The organism is Methylophaga sp. UBA4204, assembly GCF_002379485.1.
Taxonomy (GTDB): domain Bacteria; phylum Pseudomonadota; class Gammaproteobacteria; order Nitrosococcales; family Methylophagaceae; genus Methylophaga.
In genome coordinates, this window is record NZ_DFTU01000033.1 from 32,245 (window position 1) to 37,218 (window position 4,974).

General features: G+C 41.7%; 3 protein-coding genes. All 3 read left to right on the forward strand.

The annotated features are described in order from the left end of the window. Nucleotides 1–14 precede the first annotated feature (14 nt). Complete coding sequence (locus tag B3182_RS04345) at nt 15–2,978, forward strand: TonB-dependent receptor (RefSeq protein ID WP_292751683.1); 2,964 nt, start codon at nt 15–17, stop codon at nt 2,976–2,978. 552 nt (nt 2,979–3,530) lie between these two features. Continuing rightward, complete coding sequence (locus B3182_RS04350; RefSeq protein WP_292353444.1) at nt 3,531–3,917, forward strand: type II secretion system protein G; 387 nt, start codon at nt 3,531–3,533, stop codon at nt 3,915–3,917. 498 nt (nt 3,918–4,415) lie between these two features. Next, nucleotides 4,416–4,974 (forward strand): MotA/TolQ/ExbB proton channel family protein (locus tag B3182_RS04355; protein WP_292751686.1); only part of this gene is annotated, 559 nt, incomplete at its 3' end.

Genomic DNA, 4,974 nt, shown 5'->3' on the forward strand with positions numbered 1-4,974 from the left:
AAATTCCCGGGAACGTGCAAAGCATCAGTGCTGAAGAGATTAGAGATGCCCGATCTCTAAGTATGACCGATTTATTTAACTCAAAACTCCAGGGGGTCACGGTTAACGATTACCAGGGCAACCCCTTCCAGATGGACATTCAATACCGCGGTTTTACGGCGGGGCCACAAATCGGTACGCCACAAGGGTTAAGTGTTTTCTTAGATGGTGTCCGGGTCAACGAGCCCTTCGGTGATGTAGTGAACTGGGACATGATTCCGATGAACGCGATTGCTGGTGTAGATGTGTTTCCGGGTTCCAATCCAATTTTTGGATTAAACACCTTGGGCGGTGCATTCACCATGAAAACCAAAGATGGTTTTAACTTTACAGATACTGTTTTTGACGTGATGAAAGGCTCCTTTGGTCGTGAACAATTACTGGCAGAGAGCGGCTGGAATAATGGCACCATTGCATTCTTCGGGGCAGGCAGCTTTTTTATGGAAGATGGCTGGCGGGAAAATTCACCAAGTGAGGTCAACCAGTTTTTTGGTAAAGCCAGTTATCGTGGTGACAAACTGGATCTACATCTTAGTACGTTAATTGTAGAGACAGATCTGGTTGGTAATGGGCTGATTCCAACTGAAGAATATCGACAAGATCGAAATGGTGTTTTCACTTCGCCTGACGTCACCGAAAACAGACTGCAGCAATTTCAGCTAGCAGCTGCCTACCAAGTCAATGATAAATTCAGCGTCACCGGACAAGTCTATAGACGAAATAGTAAACGGGATTCACAAGGTGCTGATGTTTATACGCAATTTGGAGGCAATGACTATATCAGGCGTAATTTAAATGAAGGAGAGGAATATACTTGTTTGTTTGAATCCAGTAATGATTATGGTCTACCTGATTATTATGTTGTTGCTGATGGTTCTGCAGAGCAAGCGGCTTTCACGAGTTTTGCAAACGCAAGTCTAGAGGATGCTTTTGCAGCAATTGAGGCATTGGACCCGGACGCATTAAATGCAGAGTTGCCTGATTATTATGTTGATTATGCACAAAAATATTTTGCTTATGATAAAAACTTTTACACCGGTAACATTCTGCAACCTGGGGGACTTACTAATTTAGAAAAGCCCACTCCAGGTTCCGATTATCTATACGAGACGCAGAGTAATCTTGCTGGTTTAAAAACTGTTACCGCTCAACCCGGTTTTCTTCAAGGGTTTATTGTTAATTCTTTATCACAAGCTGCTTTTCATTACACCAAAAATGGTGTGAAACAACTTCTTTTAATCAAACCCCCTACTAATGCGGATGTTTGTCAAGGTGATATAAACAATAACCAATTGAAAGTAACTGGTCCTGACGGTGGGTTTCAAACGGCTGATGGCGCTAACTATAGTCAGACCAATCCTGGTGTGATTGATGGTACCCCGACAGCCGTACTTACGGATAATAGTATTGATCAGATAACCGATGGCGCTTCCATTCAATTGAACTGGAACACAGAAAAACACAAATTTATGATCGGTGCCTCAATTGATCGTCCCACAGCTGAATATGCCACTTCACAACAATTGGGTTTATTCACCCCAAACCGTGAATTTTATTATGCTCCTGATGAGATTCGTGATCAGTATCTCGCTGCGGATATACCTATCAGCAATAATAACTTTGAGGGCGAGCAATTAACCAAAAGTCTTTATTTCAGTGAAACGTGGAGCCCAGTCAGCAACTGGCACTTCAATGCTTCGGCGCGGTATAACGATACTAAAGGGCATAATAAAATTGCTTCCCGTAACTACGGTACATTTGTTTTCGATTTGACTCAATTGGAAGCATTTCCTGACAGTTATGATATTTGCCCACCTGGAGTTGATTGTCCTACCGGCTATGAAGAAATTGATTCATTAAATTTAAAAAATCCAGAAGAAAGGGAGGATTTTAGTTACTACTCGTTAAATCCCTCTCTGGGCGTGGCATGGGATGCTAGGGATGATTTGAATATTTATGCAAACTTTGCTCAAGGTGTTCGCGTGCCTTCTGTAATAGAACTGGGTTGCGCTTTGGATAAAACACCTGTTGGCTCGAAGGGTACTTATAAAAGTCTTCAAGAGAATCGTTCATGTTCTCTGCCTTCAAATTTATCGGGTGACCCCTATTTGCCTCAGATAAAAGCCGAGACATGGGAAATTGGCGCCCGTGGTCTTTGGGATGAATGGATTCAGTGGAATATCACAGCCTACCAAACTAATTTAAAAGATGATCTCTATCTGATTACTTTTCCTGGTAATCGTAACTTCTTTGACACCATTGGAGATACCCGCCGACAAGGGATTGAATTGGGTATATCTGGTCAAAAAGACAGATGGGGATTTAGTGTCAACTATGCACTGACGCACGCGACCTTTGAAGATGATTTCACCATTGCAGGTAATGACAATAGCAGCTCCTATGAAGATTTTATCGGTAATTACGACTATAGCCGCTTGATAGATGTTGGGCCGGGAGATCGGATGCCAGGTGTTTCTTTACATAATTTAAATGCCACGGTGAGCTATATGATTACCCCTAAATGGGAGATTGGGGTAACAGCGATTGCACACTCAGAAAGTTATGTACGTGGTAACGAAAACAACAAACACCGTCGTGGTGTAGTACTCACCGAAACAATTGATGATGGTGGTGTACAAACGGTTGTAACCAGAAAACCCACTAGTAATCCGGGTAAAGTGCCCGGTTATATGACGTTTAATGTCCAAAGTACCTATAACTTTAATGAAAATTTAAGCGTCAATCTGTTAGTGAATAATGTGTTTGATCATGAGTACTTTACCGCTGGAACCTTAGGGCGTAACCCATTCTCACCAGGAACCTATGGCGCAATTGGACCAGATGGTTATAACCATAACTCTCTGGAATGGGATAGCACAAACTTTGTGGCACCGGGTGCACCAAGGGGGGCATGGCTTAGCATGAGATGGCGGTTTTAATAGTTTAGGGATATGAAATCAAGGCAGTGTATTTGTGACTGCCTCAAAAGGGATTCAACCACAACCTTGGTAAGTATTAAAGGCACGAACTAAAGAGTGTGGTGAATAGGTGATTCGGACAGCCACATATGCCCGTCTATTGTTAGGGACAGAGGCATAGTAAAAATTCTAAGGAGGCAGATTTTTTACTATTCATTACCTGAGTTTGGTTCAGTAGAAAACTGATGAGAATTGGATAGGAAGTAAATCTGATGCCAACTTTGATCCGATGAGTTTTTTAAGACACAGATACGCAAGTTTTTGCTTAGAACTTGAGCGAAGGGTGTACTTGTTTCCCCAGTCAGGTACACCCTTTTTTTTGTTAGAAATCCTCATAAATTTTTATATGATTTAGGGGGCGGTGCCATAAAAGGTCCTAAACCCTGAAAAACTAAATAAGTCGGTAAATAGTGCAAGGTTTAAGTAAAGCAAGCATTAGCAAGAGATAAATTTCATGCAGAAGAGAGCATAAAAAATATAAATCCATTAAGGAATGAAATGGGAGGAAAGGGAATGGAGAACAAAAAAACATTAACTGGCTTTACGATTATTGGCTTATTAATAATAGTCATCCTGATTGCTCTCATACTGACTTTGGCGGCACCCCAATATATGGAATCAGTCGATCGTTCAAAAGAGAAAGTGCTGCGCCATGACTTGATTGTGATGAGAAGTGCTATCGATCAGTATTTGAATGATCACAACGAATACCCCAGTAGTTTGCAAGATTTGGTTGAGGGAAAATATTTGAGAGAGGTGCCAATTGATCCCATTACGGATAGTGAAGATACATGGATCTTTAGTAAGCCAATTTCAGATGAATATGCTGGCAGTATTGCAAATGTGTTTAGTGGCTCGCAGCTGACTTCCTCAGAAGGAACGCCTTATGCAGAATGGTAATACTAGTCCATTCAATTAGGTTGCATGTTATTCGGCACAATTTGTCTATTGATTTTTACAACTTAAAATCTAGCTACTTAGGGGGGTATGGCTTCATAACGGTAATACTGATACCGCCAGAACTGATTAACGATGGGCGAGACGTGATTTCATCTAAAACAGCAGTTTGGCAGCCGTTAACGTTTAAGTCACCAAATTCAAATTAAGGATATTTTCCCTTTCACTTTCGTTGGTTTTCGCTAGAAAGGCTGCTGAATAGAGCCGATTATTTTAGTCATAGAGAACGTTTTTAAAAAAATTCCAAAAAAAATTGTCACTTTTGCATTTTCAATTGGCATAGAAGGTAGGGAGCCATAAAAACTTAACGTTTTTTTGGGACCCAGACCGATGAAGATATGCAAATAGTTTGGTGTTCTGAGGCAAGTTCGCAGTTTAAATCATCAGTATTTTGATATTAGGTCAGTTTTTTCTACTCACTTAACGAAGGAAAGCGCTTCTATGGATTCAGTACCAGATATAGTTGATGCGGTACTTATTTTTCTCGCATTTTTATCGGTCCTGATCTGGGCTGTTGCTATCACCAAGTTTGTTGTCTTTTACCGTAATACTGGTTATGACCGTCATTTTTTAAGGCAGTTTTCGCAGATAAAACATATTGATGAATTGCCTGAGATAGTTGCGTCGACCAAAGGCAGATTATCACGCGTTTGTCAGGCAGGATTAGCTGAATTAGCGTCATTACAGGATATGAATGGTGATGGCATATCGCCAGAAGACAAACGCCAGATTTTACTGCATGCACTTCGGCAACAAGCGCATATCGAACAAACCCGGATGGAAAATGGATTGTCAGTGCTGGCCAGTGTCGGATCCACCGCACCGTTTATCGGTCTTTTCGGTACCGTCTGGGGCATTATGAATGCACTTAAAGCTATCTCAGCTACGGGGTCAGCCAGTCTGGATGTCGTAGCGGGCCCAATTGGTGAAGCGTTGATCGCCACTGCTGTCGGTATTGCTACGGCGGTGCCTGCTGTTCTGGCTTATAACTACTTTTTGC

Bases quoted from the DNA above. Each gene is read 5' to 3' on its own strand.
- B3182_RS04350 (WP_292353444.1), top strand. From the start codon at position 3,531: ATGGAGAACAAAAAAACATTAACTGGCTTTACGATTATTGGCTTATTA.